Consider the following 26426-nt stretch of genomic DNA (forward strand, 5'->3'; position numbering starts at 1 on the left):
CAGGCGCCTGGCCCGCAGTTCCTCCCGCACGAAGCCGGGCGAACAGATCACCACCCCCCAATCCTTCCAGCGTGGCCTGGATCGCGGGCGGCGTGCTTTCGAACAGCAGCGGCACGGAAGCGCCGGAGAATCCTTCGCGCCATTTGGGGCGGCGCACGGCGGAGGGACGGGCGCAAGGCATTGGCTTCCAAGTTTCGCTGGGCAGCATGAGGCGCGTCTCGCCGGCTCAGTCACCTCCCGCCGGTGCAATGTTTTGTCATGATCGGGCAACGCCCACGACGTCCTGTGGCATCAAATTGAGCGCTCGGGGTTCGGGGCCCAGGGAGCGTGCGCGTGCTGATCAGATTTCTGCTGCTTGTCACGCTGTTGGCAGCCCCCGGCCTGCGCCCTGCCTTCAGCCACGAAGGTCATTCCCATGGCGACGAACCGGCGCCGCCGGCAGCCGCCGCACCGCGCGCCGAGGCGCATTCGGATCTGTTCGAAATCGTGGCGGTGCTCGGTCCGGATCGCCGGCTGTGGCTCTACCTCGACCGGCACGCCACGTCCGAGCCCATCGATGGCGCGACGGTGCAGGTGACCCTCGACGGCGAGGATCTCGGAACGGCGACTCGCGCCGGCGAGGCGATCTACCTCCTGGCCAACCGCGCCCTGGAACGGCCCGGTCCACGGAACCTGGTCTTTGCCATCACCGCCGGCGAGGATATGGACCTGCTGCCCGCGACGCTTCAGATCCCTGCCGCCGGCGCGGCTCTGCCCGCAGCGCCGGCTTCGTCGGACCTGCTCTCGATGGCGTTGCGCGAGCCCACCCCCTGGGCGGCGGGGCTGGCCCTGCTTCTGCTCGACGCCGCCATCGGGCGGGCAGCAGCGCCGCGGCTCCTCCCGCCGCTGGTCGTCGTCGAACCGCCGGCATCCGCCACGCGCCCGCCGGCCTTGCCGGCCAGCGCGCCTGACCCCTGGCGTGTGGCCGCTGCCCGGGCCGTGGTGGCCCTGTTGGCGGTCCTTCTCGTGCCGATGATCGCTTGGGCGCAACCAATGGACGCGCCACGGCGCCAGCCGGATGGCAGCATCTTCGTGCCCAAGCCTTCGCAACGGCTGCTGGGCCTGCGCACCGGCCTGGCTGAGCCTCGCGAGGCCTCCGTTGCCGTCCACCTGACCGGCCAGGTCGTCGCGGACCCCAATGCCTCCGGCCGCGTGCAGGCCTCCGAAGCCGGCCGCATCGAGCCGCCGGAAGGCGGCTTCCCCGTGCTCGGCCAGCGCGTGGCGCAGGGCGAGGTGCTCGGCTTTGTCGTGCCCATCATGGCGGCGCAGGATCGCGTCGGCGTGCGCGCCAGCATCGCGGAGCTCGACGCCCTCATCGTGATCGGCGAGGCACGGCTTCGCCGCCTGACCGCGCTGACCGGCACGGTCGCGGCACGCGAAATCAGCGATGCCCGCGCCGACCTCGAAGGTCTGCGCCAGCGCCGCGCGGCCAACCTGCCGGCCGTGACGGGGCGGGAGCCGATTGTGGCCCCCTCCGCCGGCCTGATCAGCGTGGTGCGCGTCGCCGCCGGCCAGGTGATCCAGGCGCAGGAGCCCCTGTTCGACATCGTCGATTCCGCCCGCCTCTGGGTCGAGGCCATCGCCTTTGGCCCCGCCGCGGTGGCCGAGATTTCGGGCGCTTCGGCCGTGACGGCGGGTGGCCAGGCGCTGCGGCTCGGCTTCGTGGGCCGCGGCATGACGCTGCGCCAGCAGGGCCTGCCCCTGCATTTCCGCATCGAGGGCACAGCACCCGGCCTCGCCGTGGGGCAGCCGGTGAGCGTGCTGGTGGAGACGCCGCGCCGCGCCGCCGGCATCGTGCTGCCGGCCGAAGCGGTGGTGCGCAACCCCGAGGGCGGCCAGGTGGTCTATGAGATGCCGAGTGCGGAGCGCTTCCTGCCAAGACCCGTGCGGGTCCAGTCGCTCGATGGCCGGCGCGTCCTGGTGACGGCAGGGCTGGAGCGCGGGGCGCGGGTAGTGACCAGCGGTGCCGGGCTGATCGCGCAGGTCCGCTAGCCATGTTCAACACCCTTGTCACCGCCAGCCTGCGGAACCGGATCTTCGTGCTGTTCGCGGCGGCGATCCTCGTGGTCTATGGCGCCTTCACGCTGCAGCGACAGCCGGTGGATGTCTTCCCCGACCTCAACAAGCCCGTCATCACCTTGATGACCGAGGCCGAGGGCATAGCGCCGGAAGAGGTGGAGCTTCTTGTCTCCTATCCGATCGAAACGGCGATGAACGGCATGCCGGGTGTGACGCGCGTGTCAGCCTCGATGAGCAGGGAGGTGCTCTGCTGGTGCGGATCGAGCATGACGGGCCGGGCATTCCTGAGGCCGAGATGCAGGCCGTCTTCGAGCCCTTCCGCCGCCTGGAGACATCGCGCGATCGCGGCACGGGCGGAAGCGGGCTCGGGCTCACCATCGCGCGCCGCGCCGTCGAACAGCATGGCGGGACCTTGCAGCTGAGCAACCGGCCAGGCGGCGGGCTACTGGCCTCGGTTCACCTGCCAAGGCCACAGAACGGCGGCAGCACCTCGCCATGATGGCCCAAGGATTTTTGTGGCAGCGGGTCTGGCGCCGGACTGCTTGCGCGTTCTTGTGTCCGATGTCCCTGGCGGATCCCCGATCCTCATGGGCTTCCGCGGCGGCGCGCCGATGTGTGTTGACCCCGAAGCCAGGAACAGATTGCGTGCAGGCCTTGACCCTCCCATCAGGGCAATCACCACCTCCTTCGTCAGCTACGAACCCATCAGGAGGGCGTCATGCATCGTTTTCGGATTGCGAACATGAACTGCGGCGGCTGCGCGAAGGGGGTCACGGCGTCGCTCCGGCAGGCTGATCCGCTGGCGGAGATCGGCATTCATCTGGACTGCCGGGAAGCCGCCGTGACGTCTGCCTTGGATGCGGCGCGCCTGGAGCAGGTGCTGCGGGATGATGGCTGGCAGGTCGAGCGTATCTCCGCCTGATTTTCCCGCGTTGGCATGCTTTGTCATGATGGGGTGACCCTGCCGATATGCTGGGGGCAGCGTCGGTGAAGTCGAAGTTCAGGAATCCTGCCTATGACCGGCCTTGTTCGGTCGCTTGACCTTGGTGTCGGCTTCGCCACTTCCTCTGTCGCAGGCTTGGCCATTGGCTTCCCCGCTGACACAGATCGGGCTTTTGCCACCTCCGTGATGCCCCATCATGAGTGTGCGATCGCGATGGCGCGGGCCAGACTGGCGCAGGGTCGTGACCAGGAACTGGGCCGGTTGGCCGAAGCCCTTGTCAGCGGTCTCACCATCGGGCTGGGCGCGGATGGGGACTGGCGCTGTGGCTGCCATCCCCCTACGATTTCGGGCATGGCAGGGAACACACCGGGCATGTCAGGCAGGTTGGGGCGGCTCAGCGAACGGGAGGCCGTGGACGTCGGGCATGGATAACTCGAAAGACAAGGGCGCCGATGCGGACCGCCCGGTATCCGACAGGATCCGCAACCGGCTGCGGCAGGCGCGCAAGCGATTCAACGCCAACGACAATATCGCCGCCTTCATCGAGCCAGGCGAGATGGACCTCCTGCTGGATGAGGTCGAGACAAAGATGCGCGGCGTACTGGAGAGCCTCGTGATCGACACCGAGACCGACCACAACACCCAGGATACCGCACGCCGCGTCGCGAAAATGTATCTGAAGGAGGTGTTCCAGGGCCGCTACCACCAAGCCCCGCCTGTGACAGAATTTCCCAACGTGACCGGGCTGAGTGAACTGATGATCGTCGGGCCGATCACGGTTCGTAGCGCGTGCAGCCATCATTTCTGCCCGATCATGGGGCGCTTGTGGATCGGCCTGATGCCGAACCAGCATTCGAACCTGATCGGGCTTTCCAAATACGCCCGCCTGGCTGAATGGGTTCTGTCCCGCCCCCAGATCCAGGAAGAGGCCATGACCCAGATCGCCGAGTTGCTGACCGACAGGGTCAAGCCCGACGGCCTCGCCGTGGTGATGGAGGCGGATCATTTCTGCATGCATTGGCGCGGCGTGAAGGATACCGGTTCGAAAATGACCAACAGTGTGATGCGCGGTTCGTTCCTGAAGGATCCGGCGTTGCGGCGGGAATTCCTCTCGCTCATCTCGATGCGGAGTTGAGGCCAAGATGCTTGTCCGCTGCCTTTACGCCAGCCGCGTCGCGGCACCGCTCCCATCCCCCGTCCTTGACCAGATCCTGGTGCAGTCGCATCGCAACAATCCGCGGCGGGGGATCACGGGGTTGCTTTGCTTCACGAACAACGTCTTCGTGCAGGTGCTTGAAGGCGGGCGCGACGAGGTCTGTGACCTTTACAATGCCATTGTGCGCGACGAGCGGCACACACAGATCCGGCTATTGGCCTATGAGGAGATTGCTGAGAGGCGCTTCGGCAATTGGACCATGGGGCAGGTGGATGCCAAGGCGATGAACCCATCGCTGCTGCTGAAATACTCCAAGACGGCCACCCTCGATCCCTTCGCCATCACCGGGCAGGCAACAATGGCGCTGCTGATGGACCTTGTTGCCACCGGCACAATCACGGGGCGCGCTGGGGTCTGACCCGTCGCTCTCCGGCTGCTGAGCGGATGCCGTTGGCGTCCGGTCAGCTGGTGGGCACGGCTCATGCGGGACGTGGTGAACGGAACGCGGTTCGCTACAGCCTTCTTCCAGCTCAGTCTTGGACCGCCGCCAGCACCTAGGCTGGCCGTCACCTAAGCCTCTTCCAGCAGCCGATATCCAACCCCCGGTTCAGTCCGCAGCAGCCGCGCCGCATCCCCCAGCTTGGCGCGCAGCTGCCCGACATAGACCCGCAGATACTGGCTGTCCTCGGCATGTGCCGGCCCCCAGACCTCGGTCAGCAGGCGCCGTTGCGTGACGACTTTGCCCAGGTCGCGAGCGAGGGCGGCCAACAGGTCCCATTCGCGCGGCGTGAGCGAGAGCTCTGCCCCGGCCACGCGCGCCAGCCGCCGTTCCAGATCAACTTCGAGCGCGCCCGTGACCACGAGGGGTGAGGGCGCTTCGGTCAGCAGCGCCCGGCGTGTCGCGGCCCGCAACCGCGCCAGGAGTTCCGCCAGGCCGAAGGGCTTTTCCACATAGTCATCGGCGCCGGCATCGAGTGCGGCGACTTTCTCGGCCTCGCGGTCGCGCGCGCTGATGATGATCACTGGCACGCTGCTGAAGGCGCGCAGCCGGGCCAGCGCCTCCTTCCCGTCCATGTCGGGCAGGCCAAGGTCCAGCAGCACGCAGGCCGGGCCGCGTGACGCCGCGAGGCGCAGCCCCTCGCGCGCCGTTTCGGCCCGCAATGCGGCGTAGCCCGCGGCCTCCAGCGCGGGGCCGAGGAAGCGATGGATCTGCGGTTCGTCATCGATCACCAGGATGGGCAGCGGTGCGGCCGTCATGCGGGGAAACGCAGCGTGACGCGCGTCCCTCGCTCCGCCGCGACCGGGCTTTCGGCCGCGATGCGTCCGCCCATCGCACTGGCCAGCCCGCGGCAGATGGAGAGGCCAAGCCCGGAGCCGGCCGCGATGCTATCGGTGCGCGCCGCACGGAAAAAGGGATCAAAGACACGCGGCAGATCCTCGGGGCGAATGCCAGGGCCGTCATCCTCCACAGCCAGCACAACCTCGCTCCCTTCCCGGCGCGCCAAGAGTTGAACGACACCGCCTGGCTTCGAGTATTTCATCGCGTTATCCAGCACATTCTCCAGGACGCGATCCAGCAGTGCCGCATCGAGCCGCGGGCGCGGCAGATCAGCTGGCAGATCGCGCTGGACGGTTCTGCCAGGATGCGCCTGTTCTGCCCGAAGTGCTGCCTCCTCCAGCGCCTGGGCCACATCCACCGGCTCGCGCCGTGGCACCACCTGGCCGGTCTCCAGGCGCACAATATCGAGAATGGCGGACATCCAGCGGGCGAGGCGCGTCGCCTCCTCCTCGATGCTCATCAGCAGGTCGGCGCGGGTGACGGCCGAGAGCGCGGCACCGGCCGTGCGCAACGTCTCCGCCGCGCCGCGAATGACCGTCAGCGGCGTGCGCAGATCATGCCCGAGGCTGGTCAGCAGCGCCGTGCGCAGCGCCTCCGTCTGGCCGCGCGCACGCGCATTGGCCGCCGTCTCGGCCAGCCGCGCACGTTCCAGCGCCACCGCCGCCTGGTCCAGCAGCGCCTCGATGGCGCGATCCGCCTCGGGGTCCGCGCTTCCGCCTTCCGGGCGCAGGCCCAGCAGTGCCAGGACGATCGGCTCGCCATCGCGCTGCGCTGTCAGGGGCAGGAAGCGCCAGGCGCTGGTCGGCAGCGTCGCGGTGCCGCGCCCCGCCGCGCGGCCATGGGCCATCGCCCAGCGTGCCGCGGCCATGGCGCCGTCATCGGGCGTGACATCCGCGGGGCTCGCCGCACGCAGCACGGGTTCGGCCTGGAGGATGGCATCCCGGATGAACTGCCCTGGGAGTGTCGTGGCCAGGGCTTCGTCCAGTGGCAGCAGCAGGCAGGCCGGGCCGCCGATGATTCGCGCGGCCTCCTCCACCACGGCCATCTGCAATTCGGCCATCGAGGCCTGGGCATTCAGCCGGCGCGAGAGCGCGGTGAGCCGCCGCAGCGCCGCCAGCCGCATCGCAGCCGCGCGGACATTGCGCCCAAGCCGGCCCGTGGTGCCGGCCAGCAAGGCGGCGACGGCGCCGAAGACCACGGCCCCCAGCACGTCCTGCGCCGAGGCGATGGTGAGCGTGTAGCGCGGCGGCAGGAACAGGAAGTTCCAGATCAGGAAGGACAGGACCGCCCCGGCACCCGCATGCAGCGGCCCAACGATGGCGGCGATGGCCACGATGGCGGCCAGGTAGACCATGCCGAAGCCGGCATCCGGCACCATCCCGTCCAGCGCCGTGCAGACCAGCGTGGCCGCACCGACCAGCAGCGGTACGGCGAGCCAGGTCGTCCAGCCCGGCCAGGGGCGGGGCAATGGCGCGGCTTGCGCGGCTGCCTGGCTCGGCACCACATGGAGGGTGAATTCCCGCGCCTGCCGGGCCAGCGCCGCGATCAGCGTCCGCCCGAAGATCCGCCGCCACCAGGGTGGCTCGCCGCGCCCCAGGATGATGTGCGTGGCACGTCGGGCGCGGGCATGGGCGAGGATCGCCGCGGGAAGGTCCGTCGCGGTGGTCACTTCGGTCTCCGCGCCGAGCTGCTGGGCCAAAGCGATTCCGGGGCCCGGGTCGGAATCCTGGCCCGGCTGTTCGACATGCAGGGCCAGCAGCGGCGCGTGCAGCGCATCGGCCAGGCGGCGGGCCTGCTGCAACACCGGATCGGCGGAGGCGCCGCCCGGGATTAGCGCCAGCACGCGCTCGCCAACCGGCCAGGGGCCGGCGACCCTGTTACGGCGCATCCAGGAGGTGACGTCGGCATCCACACGGTCCGCCGTGCGGCGCAGCGCCAATTCGCGCAGTGCCGCGAGCGCGCCTTCCTTGAAGAAACCACGCAGGGCACGCTCGGCCTGTTCCGGGCGGTAGATCTTCCCGGCGCGCATCCGCTCCAGCAATTCGGCCGGCGGGATATCCACCAGCTCCACCGCGTCAGCGCCCTTGAGCACGGCATCCGGCACCGTCTCGGCGACGCGTACGCCGGTGACTCGCGCCACGGCTTCGGCGCTGCTCTCCAGATGCTGGACGTTCATCGTGGTCCAGACTTCGATGCCGGCGTCGCGCAGTTCCTCCACATCCTGCCACCGCTTCGCGTGACGGCTGCCGGGTGCGTTGGTATGGGCGAGTTCATCCAGCAGCAGGATGCCTGGGCGCCGCGCCAGCGCCGCGTCCAGGTCGAATTCATGCAGCACCTGGCCGCGATAGGCGATGGCGCGCAGCGGGAGGCGTGGCAGTGGGCCGATGGCGGCTTCCGTCTCGGCCCGCCCATGCGTCTCGGCCAGGCCGATCAGGACATCGCTGCCCAATTCCTGGAGCCGACGTGCCTCGGTCAACATCTCCACCGTCTTGCCCACGCCTGGGGCGGCACCCAGGAAGACCTTGAGGCGCCCGCGCCCCTCCCGCGCCGCAATCTCGGCCAGGGCATCGGGGTCGGGGCGCTCGGGCTCGGCCGTGTTCATCGCCGAACAGGATAGGCCAAGCCGCGCCTCAGCGCAGCGCCTCTAGGGCCACATTCAACCGCAGCACATTGACGCGCGGCTCGCCCAGCAGGCCGAACTCGCGGGTTTCGACATGCTGTTCCACCAGCGCGGCCACGCTCTCCGGCGCCAGGTTGCGCGCCGCCGCCACGCGCGCGATCTGCGCCCGCGCATTTTCCGGACTGACATGCGGATCAAGGCCCGAGCCGCTGCTGGTCACGGCATCGGCCGGCACTTCGAGCCCGCCTGCGACACGCTCGGTAACCGCGGCGAGCAAGGCCGCGCTGGTGGGCCCGAGTTGCGAGGCGGCGGAGGAGGCGGCGTCATAGGGTGCGGCCGAGGTCGCGGAAGGCCGGCCCTGGAACCAGCGTGGCTCCTCGAAATTCTGCCCGATGAGCCAGGAGCCGACCACCTGGCCTTCGCGCCGGATGAGGCTGCCACCGGCGCGCTCGGGCATGGTGAGGCCGGCGACGGCGGTGACGCCGAGCGGCACGACGACACCCAGCAGCAGCGTGAAGCCGAGCAGGAGGGAGAGAAGGGGGCGCAACATGGCTCAGGCCACTCCGATCAGGGTGAGGAAGACGTCAATGATCTTGATGCCGATGAAGGGCGCGACCAGGCCGCCCAGCCCGTAGATCAGCAGGTTGCGGCGCAGCAGGGCCGCCGCGCCGACCGAGGCGTAGGCAACGCCGCGCAGCGCCAAGGGCACCAGCGCCACGATGATCAGCGCGTTGAAGATCACCGCCGAGAGGATGGCGCTTTGCGGACTGGTCAGCCCCATCACGTTGAGCGCGGCGAGACCTGGATAAGTTCCCACGAAGATCGCCGGCAGGATGGCGAAGTACTTCGCCACGTCATTGGCGATGGAGAAGGTGGTGAGCGCGCCGCGGGTGATGAGCAGTTGCTTGCCGATTTCCACCACCTCGATCAGCTTCGTGGGGTCACTGTCGAGGTCCACCATATTGCCGGCCTCGCGCGCGGCCTGGGTGCCGGTCTGCATGGCGAGGCCGACATCGGCCTGGGCCAGGGCCGGCGCGTCATTGGTGCCGTCCCCGGCCATGGCGACGAGGCGCCCTTCGGCCTGCTGCGCGCGGATATAGTCCAGCTTCTGCTGCGGCTTGGCCTCGGCGAGGAAGTCATCCACGCCCGCTTCGGCAGCGATGGCGGCGGCGGTCACGCGGTTGTCGCCGGTGACCATGACGGTGCGGATGCCCATGCGGCGCAATTCGACAAAGCGTTCACGGATGCCGGGCTTGATGATGTCCTTCAGCTCGATCGCACCGAGAATGCGGCCATCGCGGGAGACGGCCAACGGCGTCGCGCCGCTGCGCGCGATCCGGTCAATGCCGGCGGCGAGTGCTGGCGGCAGCGGCTGGTTCAGCGCCGCTGCCAGGCTGTCCACCGCGCCCTTGCGATAGGCGCCGCCCATGGCGATCGAAGGGGGCAGGTCCATTCCCGAGATGCGCGTCTGCGCCGTAAAGGGCACTGGTCTGGCACCCTCCGGCATGGTGGCGGTGATGCCATGCCGTTCGCGGGCGAAGGCCAGGATGCTGCGGCCCTCCGGCGTCTCATCCGCCAGGCTGGCCAGCACGGCAGCCTCGGCGATCTCGGCCTCGCTCACGCCGGGGGCCGCGATGAAGGCGGCGGCCTGGCGGTTGCCGAAGGTGATAGTGCCGGTCTTGTCCAGCAGCAGCACGTCCACGTCGCCCGCCGCCTCCACCGCGCGGCCGGAGGTGGCCAGCACGTTGAAGCGCACCAGTCGGTCCATGCCCGCGATGCCGATCGCCGAGAGCAGCCCGCCGATGGTGGTGGGGATGAGGGTGACCAGAAGTGCGGCGAGCACGACAACCGAGGGCGCGGCCCCGCTATAGCTGGCAAAGCCCACCAGCGTGACCACCGCGATCAGAAAGATGATCGTCATGCCGGCGAGCAGGATATCCAGCGCGATCTCATTGGGCGTCTTTTGCCGGGAAGCGCCTTCGACCATCGCGATCATGCGGTCGAGGAAGGTGGACCCTGGCTCGGCGGTGATGCGGACCAGGATGCGGTCACTGACCACCAGCGTGCCGCCGGTGACGGCGCTGCGGTCGCCACCGGCTTCGCGGATCACGGGCGCGCTTTCGCCGGTGACGGCGCTTTCGTTGACGCTGGCGATGCCCTGGATGATCTCGCCATCCGAGGGAATGATCTCACCCGCCTCGACAAGGACATGATCGCCGCGCTTCAGCTCGGCCGCCGCGCGCGGGATGGTCAGCGTGATGTCTTCCGGCAGCGGTACGAAGCGCGCCATGGTGTCGCCGCGTGAGGCGCGCAGCGAGGCAGCGCGCGCCTTGCCGCGGCCTTCCGCCACGGCCTCGGCGAAGGTGGCGAAGAGCACGGTCAGCCAGAGCCAGGCCGCGACACTCGCCTGGAAGGCGAACGCGCTGCCCTGCGATGCATCACGCAACGCCAGCAGCGTGACCAGGATGGCGACCACCTCGGTGACGAAGATGACAGGGTTGCGGATGAGGTGCCGCGGATTGAGCTTCAGCACGGCGTCGAGCGCCGCGCGGCGGAGAATGGCGCCGTCTAACAGCGCGATGGAGCTTTGCATTTTGATCAGCTTTCAGAATGTCTGGCCGGCGAGCATCGCGACATGCTCCGCGATCGGGCCAAGGGCGAGGGCGGGGAGGTATTGCAGCCCGCCAAGGATGAGGATCACGCCGGCCAGCAGGCCCACGAAAAGCGGTCCATGGGTCGGCAGCGTTCCGGGCCCTTCGGGCGCGCGCGGCTTGGCAGCCAGGCTGCCGGCGATGGCCAGCACGGGGATGACGAAGCCGAAGCGCCCGGCCAGCATGGCAAGGCCCAGTGTGGTGTTGAGCCAGGGCGTGTCAGCGGTGAGGCCACCAAAGGCCGAGCCGTTGTTTCCCGCCGCCGAGGTATAGGCATAGAGCATCTCCGACAGCCCATGCGGCCCGGCGTCCTGGAGCGAAGCGGTGCCCACCTCCAGCACCAGCGAAAGACCAGCCAGGCCCAGGATCGCGGCCGGAACCACGAGGACCGCCAGCATGGCCAGCTTCACCTCTCGCGCCTGCACCTTCTTGCCGAGGTATTCCGGCGTGCGGCCCACCATCAGCCCGGCGATGAACACCGCCAGCAGCGCGAAGACCAGCATGCCGTAGAGGCCCGAACCCACGCCGCCGGGCAGCACCTCGCCCAGCTGGATCAGGAACATCGGCACCAGGCCGCCCAGCGGCGTGAAGCTGTCGATCATGGCATTGACCGCGCCGCAGCTCGCCCCCGTGGTGGTGGCGGTAAAGAGTGCCGCGAGTGCGAGGCCAAAGCGGAGGTCCTTGCCCTCCATATTGCCCTGCGTGGGTGCGACGCCGGCCGCGATGTGCAGCGGGTTGCCGCCAGCCTCGGCGGCGTAGATCGCCAGCGTTGCCACCAGCACGAAGCCGACCATCACCGCCAGCAATGCGCGCCCCTGCCGCGCATCACCGATGATGCGGCCGAAGGTGAGGCAGAGACCGAAGGGGATCACGGTCTGGAGGATGATCTGCAGGCTCGTCGCCAGCGCACTCGGCCCCTCGAAGGGGTGCAGCGAGTTGACGCCGAAGAAGCCGCCGCCATTGGTGCCCAGATGCTTGATGGCGAGTTGAAAGCCAACAGGGCCGAGCGCGATGGTCTGCTCGGCGCCCGCCAAGGTCGCGGCCGTGGCACTTGCCTCCAGCGTCTGCGGCACGCCCATGGCGATGAAGGCAAAGGCCGCCAGGATGGAACCCGGCAGCAACAGCCACAGCGTGACGCGCGTCAGGTCCGCCCAGAAATTGCCGAGCTGCGAGACACCGCCGCCAGCGAAGGCGCGCATGACGGCGAAGGCCAGCGCGATGCCGGTCGCGGCGGAGAGGAAATTCTGTACCGCCAGCCCCGTCATCTGGCTCAGATGCGACATCGCCGCCTCGCCGGAATAGGCCTGCCAGTTGGTGTTGGTCACAAAGGAGATGGCGGTGTTCAAGGCGAGATAGGGCGGGATGCCCTGAAAGCCCTGGGGGTTCAGCGGCAGCACGCCTTGCAGGCGCAGCATGGCGTAAAGCAGCGCGAAGCCCGCCGCGTTGAAGGCCAGCATCGCCACCAGGTAGGCCTGCCATCCTTGACCGCGTGCCGCGTCCACGCCGGCCGCGCGCAACACGGCAGCGTCGAGCCCCGCGAGCGCACCCAGCCGGCCCTGCGCGAGCCGTGCCAGCCAATGGCCGGTTGGCACCGCCAGCAAAAGCGCGCAGCCGAGCACGAGCGCGATCTGCGCCCATCCAATAATGGTCATGTCAGAGACTTTCCGGCCGCAGGAGGGCCCATAGGAGATACGCGAGAAGGCCCAGGGCGACTCCGCCGCCAAGCCAGAGTTCGAAGCTCATGATCACACCCGCCCACAGCCACGAACATAGAGGCCGAGCAGGCCAAAGGCCCCGAAAGCGGCGGCCAGCAGGATGATGTCGAGCATGGGATTCTCCTTGTCAGGGGAGATAATCTGCAGGCGGACGGCGTTGCGGCGCGATGCGGAACTGGCACCATGGGCGTAAGGACGCCGTAAGGGCGCTAACGGGCCGGGCGGCGCGCCATTGGAACCGGCCGTCCCAACTTCGAAGGATCAAGCGTGTCTGCAAAACCCGGCAGAACACTGCGGGTGGCGCCGCCGACGGACAACGGGAGAATGGGGTTGGAAAACTGCCTGGAGCAGCGGTGGGGACCGGCTTCCAAACCATCTCTGGCGGCGGGACCCGAGGATGCCTGCCCCACGAGCCGAACCAGCGGAACGGATGCGACCGCGCCGCGCCCCTGGGTTCTTTACAGCGAACTGCCACCACAGATGAGCATCTGCTGGCCCGTAATGGCGCCAGCGTCTGGGCCAAGCAGGAAGGTGGTGAGCGCCGCGACCTCCTCCGGGCGGATATAACGCCCGATCGGCGGCAGCTTCGGCGCCATGGCGCTGCGTGCCGGGTCGCGCAGCATGGGTGTGTCGGTCGCGGCCGGTGCCACGACATTGACGGTGATCCCCCGCGGCGCGAGCTCGATGGCCCAGGACCGCGCCATGGCGACCAGGGCGGCCTTGCTCGCGGCGTATTGGCTGCGGCCGGCGGCGCCGCCGGCGGTGCGGCTGCCGATCAGGACAATGCGCCCGCCATCCGGCATGCGCGGCACCAGCAGATCCGCCAGCAGCGATGCCGCCTCGACATGCAGGCGCCAGAGCATGCGTCCCGCCTCCGCGTCCAATGCGCCCAGCATGCCGCCGCGCATCAAGCCGGCCGCGTGAACGAAGGCCGTGGGCTTGAGGTCAGCGACCGCGGCGGGCAGGGCCGCCGCGTCGAGCAGGTCCACGGCTCGGTGCGTATAGCGCGGGTCGGTCAGGCCAGGATCGCTGCGGCTGAGGCCGGTGACGCGCCAGCCCTCACGCAGCAGGCGCGTCGCGATGGCCGCGCCGATTCCGGAACTGCTGCCGGTGACGATCGCATGGCCTGCTGTGGTCTCGGGCGTCATGCCGCGTCTCTCCTGTGGCGGTCGCGTTGCGCTTGACAGCGCCGTCACCTCAAGGATAGCAAGGGGTTACATAACGAACAAGTGTTCGCAATCCGAACAAATGCCAGGGAGGCGCAGCATTGGACGGAACACAGAATCGCGTCGAGAACCCGAAAAACCTGGTCCAGTCGGTGGCCAAGGCTTTCGCCGTTCTGAAGACCTTCGGGCCTGACCGTCCTGAGCTCACTCTGGCCGAGGTCGCGGTTCGGGCCGGCCATGACCGCGGCACCGCCTTCCGCCTGGTCCACACGCTGGTCGATCTCGGTTATCTGCGTCCCGTCCCGGACGGGCGGCGTTTCCGACTGACACTGAAGTGCCTTGAACTCGGCTATGCCGCGCTGTCAGCGGGCGACCTGCCGACGCATGCCCGCCCACTCCTGCGCGACCTGGTGCCCAATGTGGCCGATGCCGGCTCTCTTGGCGTGCTGGAGCAAGGGGAGGTGATCTACCTTGCCCGCTTCGAGGCCGGGTTGGAGCGGCATGGCGTCGTGCGCCGCCCGGGCACGCGGATCGGCGCCTATGCCACCGCCCTCGGCCAGGCGATTCTCGCGTGGCTGCCGCGGGAGGCGCAGGTCGCGCAGCTCGAATGCGTACCACGGGTGAAACTCTCCGATCGCACGCTCACCGACCTTGATGCGCTGCTGGCGCGGCTCGATGAGGTGCGGGCGCGCGGCTACGCGGTTTCGGATGGCGAGAACGCCTATGGGCTGCGCACCGTCGCGGCCCCCGTGCTCGATGCCCGTGGTGCGCCGGCGGCGGGGGTCAGCCTCACCATCGGCAGCGACCGCCTGCCGCTGCCCGACTTCGTTGCCCTGACCGCACCGCGCGTCTGCGCGCTGGCCGAGGAGCTCGGCACCGGGCTGCGGCTGTCCTTCGGCACCATCGGGCCCGGCGGGCCGTCGCGATGACCCGCCCGGTCCTGCGGTTGATCGCCGACGACCTGACGGGCGCGCTGGACTCGGCGGCCGAGCTGACCGGCCTTTGCGGCCCCGTCCCCCTGCGTTGGGCCGATGGCGGCCAGGTGACGGACAGCCTCGCGATGGATACCCGCTCGCGGGAGGCGTCGCGCTCCGCCGCGATTGCAGCGGTGCGCGAGGTCGCGCCGGCGCTGCGCGGCGCGGACATCGCCTTCAAGAAGATCGACAGCCTGCTGCGCGGCCATGTCGCTGCCGAGCTGGCCGCCTGCATGGAGATTGGCCGCTGGCGGCATGTCGTGCTCGCGCCCGCCTTTCCCGCGCAGGGCCGCGTCACGCGCGCCGGCCGCGTGCTGGTGCGGCAGGCGGGCGGGACGGTCGCCCCCATCACTCCGGACCTTTCTGCGATGCTCGCCGCGGAAGGGTTGCAGGCGCAACGCGGCGATCCTGCGGCGCCGCTGCCACCTGGCCTGTCGGTCTTCGACGCCGAGGAGGATTCAGATCTCGCCCGCATCGTGGCACTTGGCGGCGTCGCGTCGGGGCCGGTCTTGTGGTGCGGCAGCGGGGGTCTCGCGCGTGCGCTGGCCGGCCCCGTGACGGCGGAGGCCAAGCAGGCGCTGCGTGGCCCTGTGCTGGGGCTGTTCGGTTCCGACCAGACAGTGACGACGCGCCAGTTGGCCGCCTGTGGGGACTGCGGCATGGTCATCACGGCGGGCGATGACGCCGCGGCCGCGCATGTCGCGCGGATGTTGGAAACGACTGGCGTGGCGATGGTGAGCGTTAAGCTGCCCCTCGGCCTCGACCGGGCCGAGGCCGCGCGCCGCATTGCCACGGCGCTGGCGGGGCTCACGCAGCGCCTGCCGCCACCCGGCACCCTGATCGCGGCGGGCGGAGAGACATTGCGGGCGCTCTGCGGGGCACTCGGCGCGCGCGGTCTCGACGCTGTCGGCATCGTGCAGCCTGGCGTGCCGCGTTCCGTGCTGCGCGGCGGGGCTTGGGAGGGTGTGGCCGTCGTCTCTAAGTCCGGTGCCTTCGGCGATGACACATTGTGGCGTGACCTGCTGACCGATTCTGTCCTGACGTCCTGGAGCATTCCCGCATGACAACGCCCCACCTCGCCATCACCATGGGGGATCCGGCGGGCATCGGCCCTGAGATCATCGTCAAGGCATGCGCTGCGCTGCACGAACGCATCGCTGCCGGCGCGCTGCGTCTGCTGGTGATCGGCAGCGGCGCTGCGCTGGAGCGCGCACGCCACGCGCTGGCGCCCGGGCTCGCCTTCCCCGAGGTGACGACAGAGCTGCGCGACTGGCCGGCCTTGGCCTTCCTCCAGGCCGGCGCGGAAGGTGCTGCGATCCTGCCGGGCGTGCTGAGCGCCGATGGCGGCCGCTTCGCCTATCTGGCGATCGAACAGGGCGTGCGCCTGGCGCAGTCTGGCCGTGTCGGCGCCATCGTCACGGCGCCGCTGAACAAGGAAGCGCTGAACAAGGCGGGCTACCATTACGCCGGGCATACCGAGATGCTGGCGGAACTCACGGGCGTGAAGGGCAGCGTAATGCTGCTTGCGCATGGCAATATGCGCGTCAGCCACGTCACCACCCATTGCGCGTTGGAGGATGTGCCCAAGCGCGTCACGCCGGAACGCATACGGCTGGTGCTGGACCTGACGCAGCAGGCGCTGCGTGGCCTCGGTATCGAGAAGCCCCATATCGCCGTCGCCGCGCTGAACCCGCATGCCGGCGAGGGCGGGCTGTTCGGCCGGCAGGATATCGATGTCGTGGCGCCCACCATCGCGCAAGCAGTGGCCGACGGCATGCACGTCACCGGCCCGGTGCCGGGCGATACCGTCTTCGTCAAGCTGCGCGCGGGCCAGTTCGATGCCGTGGTCGCGATGTATCACGACCAGGGGCATATTCCGGTCAAGCTGCTGGGCTTCCATGTCGATCCCGCCACGGGGAAGTGGGATGCGCTGTCGGGCGTGAACATCACCCTTGGGCTGCCCGTGATCCGCACCTCTGTTGATCACGGCACTGCCTTCGACATCGCCGGCCAGGGCATCGCCAGCGAGCGCAGCCTGATCGAGGCCATCGAATACGCCGAATTGCTCGCCGCGCATCGCAGCCGCGCCACGAAAGCCGCCGCATGACCGACCTGCTTCGCCCTATCGACATTGACCGTCCGGCGCGCATCGCCTTTGGCCCAGGCCAGGTGGCGAGCATCGGCGCCTGGGCACGCGAGAGGGGCATCACGCGCAGCCTGGTCATCGCCGGCGGATTCAATGCGGCGCGTATCGACCTCCTCGGCCTGCCGGGCGAGGTGACGGTATTCGGGGAGGTGAAGCCGGAGCCGGATATCCCGAACCTCGACGCTGCGCTGGCCCTGGCCGAGCGCGTGCAGCCGCAGCTGGTCGTGGGCTTCGGCGGCGGCAGCGCGATGGACCTCGCGAAGCTTGTCGCCGTGCTGCCAGGCAGCGGGCAGACGCTGCACGAGGTGGTCGGGCCAGAGAAGGTCGCTGGCCGGCGCGTGGCGCTGGCGCAGGTGGCAACCACCTCCGGCACGGGCAGCGAGGCCGGGTCGCGCTCGTTGGTGACAGACCCCGCGACGCAGAACAAGCTCGCGGTGCAGAGCCGGCACATGATCGCTGACCTTGCGGTGGTGGATCCCGACCTGACACTGAGCGTGCCCGCTTCGGTGACGGCGGCAACCGGCGTCGATGCGCTGGCCCATTGCGCCGAGGCCTTCACCAGCCGCAAGTCGCACCCCACGATCGACCTCTACGCGCTGGAGGGCATCCGCCTGGTTGGCCGCTTCTTGGCGCGCGCCGTGGCCGATGGCAGCGACCGCGAGGCGCGGGCCGGGCTTGCGCTCGCCTCGCTCTACGGCGGCTTCTGCCTGGGGCCGGTGAACACCACGGCGGGGCACGCGGTGGCCTATCCGCTCGGTACCCGGCACCACGTCGCGCATGGCCTGGCCTGCGCAGTGATCTTTCCGCACACACTGGCGTTCAACGCATCCGTGGTGCCGGCGAAGACGGCGCTGGTGCTCGATGCGCTTGGGCTTGCTGGCGCGCGCGACGTGCTGGCAACGACCCATGGCTGGTGCGCCGCACTCGGCATCCAGATGCGGCTATCCGCCCTCGGCGTGCCCGAGGATGACCTGCCCGTCATGGCGACGGAGGCGCATGCCATCCGCCGCCTGCTCGACAACAATCCGCGTGAGATGAGCCAGGACGACATCCTCGCCATCTATCGCGCTGCCTTTTGAGGAAACATCCATGCCCGACGCCGGCGTGCCAGACACTGGAATAATAGACCGCCCTGAAATCCTGGGTCCCGCGCCGGGCGACCCCGCGCGCATCGAGGCCTTCATTCCTACCCCTTGCGTGCAGAACCACGCCGCCTTCCTGCTGCCGCTGTCCGGCGGCGAGATGGGTTGCGTGTGGTTCGGCGGCACGCAGGAGGGCGTGCCGGACATCTCGGTGCATTTCTCACGCCTCGAAGCTGGGGCGGATCGCTGGTCGCCGGCGGAGCGCCTGTCGGACGACGCCACCAGGTCCGAGCAGAATCCGTTGCTGTTCCACGCGCCGGGCGGATGGCTGTGGCTGCTATGGACGGCGCAGGTCTCCGGCAACCAGGATACCGCGATCATTCGCCGCCGCATCTCGGCGGATGGCGGGCGCAGCTGGGGTCCCATCGAAACGTTGTTCGGCGAGCAGCCAGGCTTCGGCACCTTCATCCGCAGTCCGATCGTGGTGCTGGACAATGGCGACTGGCTGCTGCCGATCTGGCGATGTACCAAGCCGCCGGCCGGTGCCTGGACCGGCGACCTCGATACCAGCTCGGTGATGATCTCATCCGATGCTGGCGCGACCTGGACCGAGCATGCGGTGCCCGGCAGCACGGGCTGCGTGCATATGAGCATCGTGGATTTGCGTGACGGCACGCTGGTTGCGTTCTACCGCAGCCGCTGGGCGGATTCGATCCATGTCGCCCGTTCGTCGGATGGCGGTCGCAGCTGGTCTGCGCCGGTGCCGACGGAGCTGCCGAACAACAATTCCTCGGTGATGGCGACGCGGCTCGCGGATGGACGCCTCGCGATGGTCTACAACCATTCCAGCGCGGCGGATGCGACCGGGCGGCGCCTGTCGCTCTACGATGACATCGGTGGCGAGGACCTTGCCCCCGCCGCACCCTCCTCGGGCCGCGGCGCATTCTGGGGTGCGCCGCGCGCGCCGATGACGCTGGCGCTATCCGCCGATCTGGGTCGGACCTGGCCGCTGCGGCGCAACCTCGAGACCGGCGATGGCTACTGCCTGACCAACAACTCGAAGGACCGGCTGAACCGGGAATTCTCCTACCCGTCCTTGTGCCAGACGCCGGACGGAGCACTGCACATCGCCTACACCTATTGGCGCCAGGCCATCAAATATGTGCGCGTGGCGCCGGATTGGGCGGCGGGAGAAGGCGCATGACCGCGCTGCATCCACGCGGCGTGTTCAGCGCCGCGCTGACGCCGATCTCCGAAGCCTTCGCCCCGGACCACGCGCTTTTCGTCACCCATTGCCGGCGGCTGCTGGCGGAGGGCTGCGACGGCATCGCCATGCTCGGCACCACGGGCGAGGCGAACTCTTTCGCCAACGACGAACGCCGAGCTTTGCTGGAGGCCGTGGTCGCCGCTGGCATCGCACCGGACCGGCTGCTGCCCGGCACCGGCGTCGCCGCGCTGAGCGAGACGGTAGCGCTGACCCGGCACGCGCTGTCGCTCGGCGTGACCACGGTCGTGATTCTGCCGCCCTTCTACTACAAGGGCGTCACCGAGGATGGCCTCTTCGCCGCCTATGCCGAGGTGGTGGAGCGCCTGGCCGATCCGCGCCTGCGCATCGTGCTGTACCATATCCCCCAGATGTCGGCGGTGCCGATCCCGTTTCCGGTGATCGCGCGGCTGCGCGCGGCCTATCCCGGCACCTTCACCGGTATCAAGGATTCTGCGGGCGACCTCGCGCATATGGAGGCGCTGGTCGAAGCCTTCCCTGACCTGGCCGTGTTGGCCGGCGCCGATCCGCTGATGCTGCCGCTGCTGCGCAAGGGGGGTGCCGGCTGCATCACCGCGACATCGAACCTGGTCGCGGCCGACCTCGCCTTCGTGTTCCGGCACTTCGCCGATCCCGCCCGGGCGCAGGCGGTTGAGGCGGCGCAGGCGCGCATCGTCGCCATGCGCAACCGTGCGTCGCGCTTCGCGCAGATGGCGTCGCTGAAGGCGCTGCTGGCGCATCGCACCGGCGAGGCAGGCTGGCACCGGCTGCGCCCACCGCTGCTTCCGCTCTCGGCAGCGGAACGTAGCGCGCTGCTGGACGACTGAGACCATCAACGGGCCGCGCAACGTCGCGTGCCATTTCGGAGGAAGCAAATCATGAATCGCCGATATCTTCTGGCCTCCGCTGCCGCTGGCGGCTTCGGTCTGCTGGCGGCACCGGCCGTCCAGGCGCAGGATGCCTGGCCGCGCGGACGGCCGATCCGCGTGATCTGCCCCTGGCCGCCGGGGGCCGCGAATGACGCGCTGGCGCGGCTGACGGCGGCGCGTCTGCAGGAGAAGCTCGGCGCCACAGCCGTGGTCGAGAACCGCACCGGCGGGGCTGGCCTGATTGGCACCCATGCCGTTCTTCAGGCGGCGCCGGATGGCTACACGCTGCTCGCCTCGGCCTTCAACACGGCGGTGATGCCGCTGGTGCTGCGCGGCGCGAATTTCGACCCGCAGCGCGATCTTGAGGTCATGGCGCGCACCGCGGCGGCGCCGCTGGTCATGGTGATGAGCGGCCAGCGCCCGCAGCGCACGCTGACTGAGGTGATCGCCGCGGCGAGGGAGAAGCCGCGCGAGTGGAACTTCGCGCTCTCCTCGCTGGGATCCGCCGGTCATTTGGCGACCATCGAGTTCCTGCGCCGCAGCGGAGTGCAGATTGACCTGGTGACCTATCGCGGCACGCAGCCCGCGTTGACCGATCTGATGGGCGGCAATGCGCAGCTTCTCATTGACCCGAGCTTCGCGCTGCTGCCGGCGGCCGCTGATGGCCGTGTGCGTGCGCTTGGCATCGCGACTGCCGCGCGCTCGGGCCTGGCGCCTCACGTGCCGACCCTGGGCGAGGCGGGCTTGCCCGGCTTCCAGTTCCAATCCTGGTACGGCGTCTGGGCCCCGAAGGGCACGCCGGCCGAGATCAATCAGCGCGTGAACGCCCTGATGCAGGAGACGATGCGTGAACCCGCCATCATCGATCGGCTGAAGAGCCAGATCCTCGAGCCGGTGACGGAAAGCATCGAGGACACGCGGCGCTTCATCGCGGCCGAGATCAACCGCGCCACCGAGTTGCTGCGCAGCGTCAACTATCAGCCCGAGTGAGGGAGGCCGCGATGCTGCAGCGACGGACGCTGGGGGTAGGCGCTGCCGCAGTCGCGCTCGGCGCGCCGCGTGGTGGGCGGGCGCAAGCGGCATGGCCGCTCGGCCGGCCGATCCGCGTGATCTGCCCGACCCCGCCGGGTGGTGCGAACGACATGCTGGCGCGCCTGCTGGCGCAGCGGCTGCAGGACCGGCTCGGGGCGGTTGCGGTGGTCGAGAACCGGCCGGGCGGCTCGGCGCTGCTCGGCACCAATATCGTACTCCAGGCGCCACCGGACGGTTTCACCCTGCTGGCTTCGACCTTCAACACCGCTGTCATGCCGCTGGTGCTGAAGGGTGCCAATTTCGACCCGCAGAGCGACCTGACCGTGATGGCGCGCACGGCAAAGGCGCCACTGGTCATGATGATCAGCGGCACGCGGCCGGAGCGCACAGTGCAGGAGGTGGTTGCCGCGGCCAAGGCGCGGCCGCGGGACTGGAGCATCGCGATCTCCGCATTGGGGTCGGCCGGGCACCTGGCGACGATCGACTTCATGCGCCGCACCGGCGTGGATCTCAATGTCGTCACCTATCGCGGAACCCAGCCGGCGCTGACCGATCTGATGGGTGGCAGCGCCCAGCTGCTGATCGATCCGAGCTTCGCCTTGCTCGCCAGCCGCGCGGATGGGCGCATCCGCGTGCTTGGCATCGCATCGCCGCAGCGTTCGCCACTTACGGCGGATGTGCCCACCATGGCGGAAGCCGGACTTCCCGGCTTCGAGTTCCAGGCCTGGTATGGCGTCTGGGGACCCAAGGGCACGCCGCCCGGCGTCACCCAGCGTGTGCACACCCTGGTGCAGGAGACGATGAGGGATCCGGAGATCGCCCAGCGGCTCGCGACGCAGGTGATCGAGCCGGTCGTCGAGAGCATCGATGACAGCCGACGCTTCATCGCCACCGAAATCCGCCGTGCCGAAGAGTTGCTGCGCAGCGTCAACTACCAGCCAGAATAGAGGCAGGGCCCCAGGCGATGATGATTACGGATTCGCAGGTGCATGTCTGGGCGGCGGAGCCGGCCGACCACCCATGGCCGCAGCCGCCGCCAGCCGTCGTGCAGCGTGCGGAGCCCCTGCTTCCGGATGCGTTGCTGACCGAGATGGACCGCGCCGGCGTGCAGCGCGCCGTGCTGGTCCCACCGTCCTGGGAAGGGCATCGGAATACGCTGTGCCTCGCTGCCGCGCAGCGTCATCCCGACCGTTTCGCCGTCATGGGCCGGTTGCCACTGGATGCGCCGGACAGCCGTGATCGCTTCGCCGAATGGAAGTTCTTCCCGGGGATGCTCGGCGCGCGGCTGAACTTTCGCCGTGCAGCGATCCGCCAGCTGCGGGATGGCAGCGTGGATTGGATCTTCCGCCAGGCTGAGGCCGATGGCCTGGCGCTGATGCTCTTCGTCAACGAGGATTTCGAGGCGGTCGGCCTGATTGCGGAGCGCTATCCCGGCCTTCGCCTCGTGCTGGACCACATGGGGGCGCATGTCGAGCGCCGCGGCGTGGCGGCCTTCGAACATCTGGAGGATCTGTTGCGGCTTGCGCGCTTCGGCAATGTCGCGGTCAAGGCCTCTGCGCTGCCTTGCGCGGCTGAGGACGACTATCCCTACAGTAGCGTCGAGCCATTCCTGAAAGCCAGCTTCGATGCCTTCGGGCCTGAGCGGTTATTCTGGGGGTCAGACCTGACCCGCTTGCCCTGCGACTATCGCGACGCGGTCACGATGTTCACCGACCACCTGCCCTGGCTCTCGGGCCGGGACCAGGCGGCGGTGATGGGTGAATCGCTGTGCCGCTGGCTGAATTGGGAAGTGTGAGCGCGTGATGGCGAATCATGTCCGGCGCAGCATCTGCGTCACTGGCGGTGCCCGTGGGCTGGGCGCGGCGATCGTGCGCGGCTTCGCAAGGCAGGGCGCGCACGTGCATGTCTGCGACATCCTGCAGCGGGAGGGCCAGGACCTCGTTGGAACATTGCGGGCGGAGGGGCTCTACGCGTCCTTCCACTCGCTCGATGTGGCGCAGGAGAGTGATTGGCAGGCACTGGTTGCCGTTCTTGAGACCGGGCCGGGGCGGCTCGATGTGCTGGTCAACAATGCGGGCCTCATCATCCGCAAGTCGCTTGCCGCGACAACGCGCGCTGAGTGGGACTGTGCCATGGCCGTGAACGTGACGGGCGCGTTCCTGGGCATGAAGCACTGCCGCGCGCTGCTGGCGCGCGCGGCGCCCTCGGCGGTCGTGAACATCTCTTCGACCGCAGGTCTCATCGCGCATGGGGACCCGTCCTACACGACGAGCAAATGGGCGTTGCGCGGCCTGACAAAATCGGCGGCGCTGGAGTTCGCGGCGGAGGGAATCCGGGTCAATTCCGTCCATCCAGCCACGATCGCAACACCGCTGACGGACGCCGCCCCGGCCGGACACATCGAGGCCAATCGCCACGCGATCCCTTTGGGTCGCGAGGCGACGGCCGAGGAGATCGCCGCCATCGTGCTGTTTCTGGCATCGGAGGCGGCGTCGTTCATGACGGGAAGCGAGATCGCGGCGGATGGCGGGCTGACGAGCGGCGGCGTGGCCCATATGCGGGCCCAGTACCAGAGGAAGCTCGCCGAGGGCGGGTAAGTCGCGTGCCGACGAAGAGGGCAGTGCCCGTCGTCTTGGCGGATGGAGGTGTTCCAGGCCGTTGCCTCCCCGCGCGATGCGCCGGGACAGGTGCGGCGGCGCAGACAAGGTGCTGGAACCGGTCGGTACGACAACGCGCGGGGTCTCGCTGCGCGCAGTCGGCGGACCGGGGATGGTCTGCATCGGCGGAGTGGCGGGCGACCGCTGGACCAGCGGGCATTTCGAGCCGATGGAAGCGATCCCGACGGGCACGTTGCTGACCACGTGCTCCGGCGGCGTCGCGGGCTTCATGGCCATGCGCCTGCAGAGGCTTGTCGAACAGGTTGGGCAGGGGTCGCTGCCGCTTTAGCTCGGCAAGATCTTACATGTCGGGGATATCATGGAAGCGCACCGGATGACGGAGGCCATTGGCGCCGGAGGTCGGGCGCGGCGAAGTCAATCCGGATTGGCAAGCGAAAGCCTTTGCGGAGCCGGTCCAGGATGAACGCTGCTACCATGAGGGGAAGGCCGGTCTCGTCCAGCTGGCACCCCCCGCGATGGCGCGCGCCACGTCGAAGAGATCCGCCTCGCCACCAAACCGCCCGACCAGTTGCACGCCCAGCGGCCGGCCATCCGCATGCGGGCGGCCAGGAATGCTCAACCCCGGATGCCCGATCGCGTTCACCCAGGTGGCGAAGGTGTTTTGCGCCGCTGCATGGCCTGGCCTGCCACCGATCTCGGCCGGGAACTCCTGGTCGATCGCCCATGCGGGGGAGGCGGCGCTCGGGCAGAGGTACACGTCCACCTCGCCCCAATTTTCCGAGACCTGGGCGCGCAGCGTCGCCAGCCCATCCAGCGCGCGGACGTAGTCCACCGCCGTCATGGCGAGGCCACGGGTGGCGGCGGCGGCGATGGCGGCACTTGCCTCGGCGCGCCAACGCTCCGGATGCATTTCGGCGGCGCGGGCCGCGCCTGCTGAACTCAGCGCACCCCAGACGCTGCGCACCAGCTTCACATCATAGGCCGCCGAGCGTGGCGCAACCTCGTAGCCGGCCTGGGCCAGCAAAGCGGCGCATTCGGCGACGGCCGCCTCTACCTCGGGATGCACCAATTCGCCGTCGTAGCGAGCGAACCAGCCGATGCGTGGCTTACCCCCCGCCCGCGGCGAAGGCAGGCGGAGCGAGGCTGGGTCACGCTCGTCCGGCCCGGCCAGTAGTCCATAGGTCAGTTCCAGATCGGCCAGGTCCCGCGCCACGACGCCAACGGCCTGGAAATCAATCCCCATGGGCGGGAAACCATGCCGGCGCGCGATGCGCCCGTTGGACGGCCGGAGCCCATAAAGGCCTGTATAGCTCGCCGGGATGCGCGTGGAGCCGCCGGCATCGGTGGTGAGCGCCACCGGCACCATGCCGGCCGCGACCGCTGCCACAGAACCGCCGCTGGAACCGCCGGGCGTCAGCGCCACATCCCACGGGTTGCGCGCCTTGCCGTGCAGCGGGCTGTCCGTCCGGCCGGAGAGCGCAAATTCCGGCGTGTTGGTCTTGCCGATCATCACGGCCCCCGCCGCGCGCAGGCGCTCCACCACGATATCGTCGCAGGGCGGGATGAAATCGGACCACATCCGGCTGCCCCAATGTGCCGGCATCCCGGTCACCCAGATATTGTCCTTCACCGCGACCGGCACGCCGTCGAGCGGCCCGAGCCGCCGGCCCGCCGCCTGGCGTGCCCCGGCATCGGCGGCAGCCCGGGCGGCACCGGCCTCATCGACATGGACAAAGGCCCCCAACGCCTCATTGGCGCGTGACACCCGCGCCAGCGCATCGGCGAGCAAGGCGGAGGGTGTCACCACCCCCCGCTCCAGCGCCTCGGACATGGCAAGAATGCCAGGCGGGGGTGCGTTTTCGGTCGTCATGGGAGGGGACTTTCGGTTTGGCCCGCGGGCGCGATGGCCAGCATCTCCCGCAGGGACTTTTCTTCGCGGATAAGGATACGCGCCACCTGCTCGATCCGCCGCGGATCGAGCCGCTCGGCGACCGCAACCACGGAAAGCGAGGCTGGAACCCCGCCGATGCCGTTGCCCACCGCGATCGCCACGCCGCGATAGCGCGCGACGATGCGGCCGGAGGTGATGGCAAAGCCCCGGGCGCGCGTTGCTTCCACATAAGTCCGAATGCGCTCGGCCGTCAGGCCATGGCGGCGGTAGCGTTTGGCATTGGCTTCGATGACGGCCTCGGCTTCGGTGGAGGGCAAGCTCGCCAGCACGGCCAGCGCGCCTGCCCCCACACCAAGCGGCCGCCGGTTGCCGACCTCGATGGGCAGGGCGCGGATTTCGAAACTGCCCTCGCGCCGGTCGAGGCAAAGCGCGTCATTCCCGCTGCGGCTGTTCAGGTAGGTGGTGTCACCGACGGCGCGCGTAATGCGCTCCAGCGTGCCGGCGCAGAGGCGCCGAGCATCGACGCGCGGGACAGCGGCGAGGCCGAATTCATACAGCAGCGAGCCCAGGCGATAGGCACGGCTGGCCGTATCGCGCTCCAGCAGGCCCTCGGCCTGCAGCACCTTGAGCAGGCGGTGCGCGGTGGGCTGGGGCAGGCCGGAGCTGTCAGCCAGCATCTTCAAGGTCGCGCCGTTCCCGCGCGCGGCCGAAACCTCACGCAGGAGGGAGACGGCGCGGCGGACGACGCGCGCGCCATCGGCCGTGGAGGCAGGCTGGTTGTCCATCAGGCGCAAGCCCCGAAATCTCTCCAAGCCTATCCAGCTCCGTCCTCGCACGGAAGCCGGTCCCGACATTGTATTTCACATGGTGGAATTTTGGAGCGATTTCCCTTGGCATGCCGG

General features: G+C 69.1%; 24 protein-coding genes and 1 pseudogene. 17 read left to right on the forward strand and 8 right to left on the reverse strand.

The features are described 5' to 3' along the window. Window positions 1–333 precede the first annotated feature (333 nt). The 6 genes and pseudogenes from LHU95_RS09315 (at window position 334) to LHU95_RS09340 (ending at window position 4575) form a co-directional block, all read left to right on the forward strand. Window positions 334–2031, forward strand: coding sequence for an efflux RND transporter periplasmic adaptor subunit (locus tag LHU95_RS09315; protein ID WP_248711088.1), 1698 nt, complete (start codon window positions 334–336; stop codon window positions 2029–2031). Between the two features lie 2 nt (window positions 2032–2033). Continuing rightward, window positions 2034–2231 (forward strand): annotated as a pseudogene (locus tag LHU95_RS09320) (efflux RND transporter permease subunit); the annotation flags it as partial. Between the two features lie 80 nt (window positions 2232–2311). Then, window positions 2312–2557: an ATP-binding protein gene (locus LHU95_RS09325; protein WP_248711089.1), complete on the forward strand. Its 246-nt coding sequence runs from the start codon at window positions 2312–2314 to the stop codon at window positions 2555–2557. 219 nt (window positions 2558–2776) lie between these two features. Further along, entirely contained in the window at window positions 2777–2980 is a 204-nt protein-coding gene (locus LHU95_RS09330) for a heavy-metal-associated domain-containing protein (RefSeq protein WP_248711090.1), read from the forward strand. A gap of 445 nt (window positions 2981–3425) precedes the next feature. Further along, window positions 3426–4136: a GTP cyclohydrolase I gene (gene folE, locus LHU95_RS09335; protein WP_248711091.1), complete on the forward strand. Its 711-nt coding sequence runs from the start codon at window positions 3426–3428 to the stop codon at window positions 4134–4136. Between the two features lie 7 nt (window positions 4137–4143). Continuing rightward, a complete protein-coding gene (locus LHU95_RS09340; protein ID WP_248711092.1) occupies window positions 4144–4575 on the forward strand; it encodes a BLUF domain-containing protein in 432 nt (143 codons plus the stop codon). 152 nt (window positions 4576–4727) lie between these two features. Here LHU95_RS09340 and LHU95_RS09345 read toward each other — a convergent pair whose 3' ends face one another. The 6 genes from LHU95_RS09345 to LHU95_RS09370 all read right to left on the reverse strand — a co-directional run bounded on the left by LHU95_RS09345 (window position 4728) and on the right by LHU95_RS09370 (window position 13630). Beyond that, entirely contained in the window at window positions 4728–5414 is a 687-nt protein-coding gene (locus LHU95_RS09345) for a response regulator (RefSeq protein WP_248711093.1), read from the reverse strand. Then, window positions 5411–8098 carry a sensor histidine kinase KdpD gene (locus LHU95_RS09350; RefSeq protein ID WP_248711094.1) on the reverse strand — a complete coding sequence of 896 codons (2688 nt, stop codon included), beginning with the start codon at window positions 8096–8098 and terminating at the stop codon, window positions 5411–5413. Before LHU95_RS09350 ends, LHU95_RS09345 begins: the two co-directional genes overlap by 4 nt. Before the next feature lie 28 nt (window positions 8099–8126). Next, on the reverse strand, window positions 8127–8666 hold the full coding sequence (kdpC, locus tag LHU95_RS09355) for a potassium-transporting ATPase subunit KdpC (protein WP_248711095.1): 540 nt from the start codon (window positions 8664–8666) through the stop codon (window positions 8127–8129). A 3-nt stretch (window positions 8667–8669) separates the two neighbouring features. After that, the gene (gene kdpB, locus LHU95_RS09360; RefSeq protein ID WP_248711096.1) at window positions 8670–10709 is read right to left on the reverse strand and encodes a potassium-transporting ATPase subunit KdpB; all 2040 of its coding nucleotides are present in this window, start codon (window positions 10707–10709) and stop codon (window positions 8670–8672) included. 12 nt (window positions 10710–10721) lie between these two features. Continuing rightward, complete coding sequence (kdpA, locus tag LHU95_RS09365; protein ID WP_248711097.1) at window positions 10722–12419, reverse strand: potassium-transporting ATPase subunit KdpA; 1698 nt, start codon at window positions 12417–12419, stop codon at window positions 10722–10724. Between the two features lie 521 nt (window positions 12420–12940). Next, window positions 12941–13630, reverse strand: a complete 690-nt coding sequence (locus LHU95_RS09370; protein WP_248711098.1) for an SDR family oxidoreductase — start codon at window positions 13628–13630, stop codon at window positions 12941–12943. A 119-nt stretch (window positions 13631–13749) separates the two neighbouring features. On the opposite strand from LHU95_RS09370, the gene LHU95_RS09375 reads away from it, so the two are divergent. From LHU95_RS09375 to LHU95_RS09425, 11 genes are all read left to right on the forward strand, one after another. Next, on the forward strand, window positions 13750–14577 hold the full coding sequence (locus LHU95_RS09375; protein ID WP_248711099.1) for an IclR family transcriptional regulator: 828 nt from the start codon (window positions 13750–13752) through the stop codon (window positions 14575–14577). Further along, window positions 14574–15686, forward strand: coding sequence for a four-carbon acid sugar kinase family protein (locus LHU95_RS09380; RefSeq protein WP_248711100.1), 1113 nt, complete (start codon window positions 14574–14576; stop codon window positions 15684–15686). The genes LHU95_RS09375 and LHU95_RS09380 overlap by 4 nt, the downstream gene beginning before the upstream one ends. Next, the gene (gene pdxA / locus LHU95_RS09385) at window positions 15683–16729 is read left to right on the forward strand and encodes a 4-hydroxythreonine-4-phosphate dehydrogenase PdxA (protein WP_248711101.1); all 1047 of its coding nucleotides are present in this window, start codon (window positions 15683–15685) and stop codon (window positions 16727–16729) included. The genes LHU95_RS09380 and pdxA overlap by 4 nt, the downstream gene beginning before the upstream one ends. Continuing rightward, a complete protein-coding gene (locus LHU95_RS09390) occupies window positions 16726–17847 on the forward strand; it encodes an iron-containing alcohol dehydrogenase (RefSeq protein WP_248711102.1) in 1122 nt (373 codons plus the stop codon). Before pdxA ends, LHU95_RS09390 begins: the two co-directional genes overlap by 4 nt. Before the next feature lie 10 nt (window positions 17848–17857). Further along, on the forward strand, window positions 17858–19054 hold the full coding sequence (locus tag LHU95_RS09395) for an exo-alpha-sialidase (RefSeq protein WP_248711103.1): 1197 nt from the start codon (window positions 17858–17860) through the stop codon (window positions 19052–19054). Then, window positions 19051–19941 carry a dihydrodipicolinate synthase family protein gene (locus LHU95_RS09400; protein WP_248711104.1) on the forward strand — a complete coding sequence of 297 codons (891 nt, stop codon included), beginning with the start codon at window positions 19051–19053 and terminating at the stop codon, window positions 19939–19941. Before LHU95_RS09395 ends, LHU95_RS09400 begins: the two co-directional genes overlap by 4 nt. Before the next feature lie 51 nt (window positions 19942–19992). Next, the gene (locus LHU95_RS09405) at window positions 19993–20973 is read left to right on the forward strand and encodes a tripartite tricarboxylate transporter substrate binding protein (RefSeq protein ID WP_248711105.1); all 981 of its coding nucleotides are present in this window, start codon (window positions 19993–19995) and stop codon (window positions 20971–20973) included. A gap of 11 nt (window positions 20974–20984) precedes the next feature. Then, window positions 20985–21962, forward strand: coding sequence for a tripartite tricarboxylate transporter substrate binding protein (locus tag LHU95_RS09410; RefSeq protein WP_248711106.1), 978 nt, complete (start codon window positions 20985–20987; stop codon window positions 21960–21962). Between the two features lie 17 nt (window positions 21963–21979). After that, window positions 21980–22810 (forward strand): amidohydrolase family protein, encoded by an 831-nt coding sequence (locus LHU95_RS09415; protein ID WP_248711107.1) that lies wholly within the window; start codon window positions 21980–21982, stop codon window positions 22808–22810. A gap of 7 nt (window positions 22811–22817) precedes the next feature. Further along, window positions 22818–23612, forward strand: a complete 795-nt coding sequence (locus tag LHU95_RS09420; protein WP_248711108.1) for an SDR family oxidoreductase — start codon at window positions 22818–22820, stop codon at window positions 23610–23612. A 109-nt stretch (window positions 23613–23721) separates the two neighbouring features. After that, window positions 23722–23961 (forward strand): hypothetical protein, encoded by a 240-nt coding sequence (locus tag LHU95_RS09425; protein WP_248711109.1) that lies wholly within the window; start codon window positions 23722–23724, stop codon window positions 23959–23961. Between the two features lie 141 nt (window positions 23962–24102). On the opposite strand, the gene LHU95_RS09430 is transcribed toward LHU95_RS09425, so the two are convergent. Then, a complete protein-coding gene (locus LHU95_RS09430; protein WP_248711110.1) occupies window positions 24103–25503 on the reverse strand; it encodes an amidase in 1401 nt (466 codons plus the stop codon). Next, window positions 25500–26309, reverse strand: coding sequence for an IclR family transcriptional regulator (locus LHU95_RS09435; RefSeq protein WP_248711111.1), 810 nt, complete (start codon window positions 26307–26309; stop codon window positions 25500–25502). The genes LHU95_RS09430 and LHU95_RS09435 overlap by 4 nt, the downstream gene beginning before the upstream one ends. Window positions 26310–26426: the final 117 nt, after the last annotated feature.

It is taken from the genome of Sediminicoccus sp. KRV36, from assembly GCF_023243115.1.
In the GTDB taxonomy this organism is placed as follows: Bacteria; Pseudomonadota; Alphaproteobacteria; order Acetobacterales; family Acetobacteraceae; genus Roseococcus.

Coding starts and splice junctions, on each gene's coding strand:
- LHU95_RS09330 (WP_248711090.1), top strand. CDS start 2,777: ATGCATCGTTTTCGGATTGCGAACATGAACTGCGGCGGCTGCGCGAAG.
- folE (WP_248711091.1), top strand. CDS start 3,426: ATGGATAACTCGAAAGACAAGGGCGCCGATGCGGACCGCCCGGTATCC.
- LHU95_RS09340 (WP_248711092.1), top strand. CDS start 4,144: ATGCTTGTCCGCTGCCTTTACGCCAGCCGCGTCGCGGCACCGCTCCCA.
- LHU95_RS09345 (WP_248711093.1), bottom strand. CDS start 5,414: ATGACGGCCGCACCGCTGCCCATCCTGGTGATCGATGACGAACCGCAG.
- LHU95_RS09350 (WP_248711094.1), bottom strand. CDS start 8,098: ATGAACACGGCCGAGCCCGAGCGCCCCGACCCCGATGCCCTGGCCGAG.
- kdpC (WP_248711095.1), bottom strand. CDS start 8,666: ATGTTGCGCCCCCTTCTCTCCCTCCTGCTCGGCTTCACGCTGCTGCTG.
- kdpB (WP_248711096.1), bottom strand. CDS start 10,709: ATGCAAAGCTCCATCGCGCTGTTAGACGGCGCCATTCTCCGCCGCGCG.
- kdpA (WP_248711097.1), bottom strand. CDS start 12,419: ATGACCATTATTGGATGGGCGCAGATCGCGCTCGTGCTCGGCTGCGCG.
- LHU95_RS09370 (WP_248711098.1), bottom strand. CDS start 13,630: ATGACGCCCGAGACCACAGCAGGCCATGCGATCGTCACCGGCAGCAGT.
- LHU95_RS09380 (WP_248711100.1), top strand. CDS start 14,574: ATGACCCGCCCGGTCCTGCGGTTGATCGCCGACGACCTGACGGGCGCG.
- pdxA (WP_248711101.1), top strand. CDS start 15,683: ATGACAACGCCCCACCTCGCCATCACCATGGGGGATCCGGCGGGCATC.
- LHU95_RS09390 (WP_248711102.1), top strand. CDS start 16,726: ATGACCGACCTGCTTCGCCCTATCGACATTGACCGTCCGGCGCGCATC.
- LHU95_RS09395 (WP_248711103.1), top strand. CDS start 17,858: ATGCCCGACGCCGGCGTGCCAGACACTGGAATAATAGACCGCCCTGAA.
- LHU95_RS09400 (WP_248711104.1), top strand. CDS start 19,051: ATGACCGCGCTGCATCCACGCGGCGTGTTCAGCGCCGCGCTGACGCCG.
- LHU95_RS09405 (WP_248711105.1), top strand. CDS start 19,993: ATGAATCGCCGATATCTTCTGGCCTCCGCTGCCGCTGGCGGCTTCGGT.
- LHU95_RS09410 (WP_248711106.1), top strand. CDS start 20,985: ATGCTGCAGCGACGGACGCTGGGGGTAGGCGCTGCCGCAGTCGCGCTC.
- LHU95_RS09415 (WP_248711107.1), top strand. CDS start 21,980: ATGATGATTACGGATTCGCAGGTGCATGTCTGGGCGGCGGAGCCGGCC.
- LHU95_RS09420 (WP_248711108.1), top strand. CDS start 22,818: ATGGCGAATCATGTCCGGCGCAGCATCTGCGTCACTGGCGGTGCCCGT.
- LHU95_RS09430 (WP_248711110.1), bottom strand. CDS start 25,503: ATGACGACCGAAAACGCACCCCCGCCTGGCATTCTTGCCATGTCCGAG.
- LHU95_RS09435 (WP_248711111.1), bottom strand. CDS start 26,309: ATGGACAACCAGCCTGCCTCCACGGCCGATGGCGCGCGCGTCGTCCGC.